This window comes from Vibrio brasiliensis LMG 20546, from assembly GCF_000189255.1.
In the GTDB taxonomy this organism is placed as follows: Bacteria; Pseudomonadota; Gammaproteobacteria; order Enterobacterales; family Vibrionaceae; genus Vibrio; species Vibrio brasiliensis.
The window spans coordinates 1-421 of record NZ_AEVS01000029.1 but is presented as its reverse complement, the minus strand read 5'-3'; the positions used below and the strand labels follow the sequence as shown (position 1 = coordinate 421).

General features: G+C 55.3%; 1 protein-coding gene. It reads right to left on the bottom strand.

The genetic code is table 11. From position 1 onward, the window contains the following. The coding region (locus RH46_RS05010; protein ID WP_040895219.1) for a contractile injection system protein, VgrG/Pvc8 family at window positions 1–421 on the bottom strand (421 nt) is incomplete at both ends.

The following is a 421-nucleotide window of genomic DNA, read 5'->3' as shown; positions in this document are numbered from 1 at the left end:
GCGAGGCGGTGCAGGAAGTCGAGGTCACTTTCACGGTATTGAACACAGAACTCGCGTTGAGCAGGCTCGCGCTCTAACGAGAAAGCGTAGTCATTAATGCCCATCTCTTGCAGTAGGGTCGCGATAATGTCGGGCGTGGTCTGATGCTGGAAGATACGGCTATTGTGACGCAGAGAGAGGCGCTCGAGAGCAGGCACAAGGGTCAATGAATAGAAGGTATGGTGATGACCAATATCCCCTTGAGTAAACGCGCGCGCGACACCGTGTACTCGTTGAACCAAGACCCGGTTGCGATACATGCGCAGCTCGACCGCCCGATCAACCACCTGCTCTGGGGTTAAGTTAGGCTGACGGCTGGCTAATTCAACCTGGTAGCAAAAGCCGTAGCAGGGCCTTTGGCCGAACATGCTGGCAGACAAGG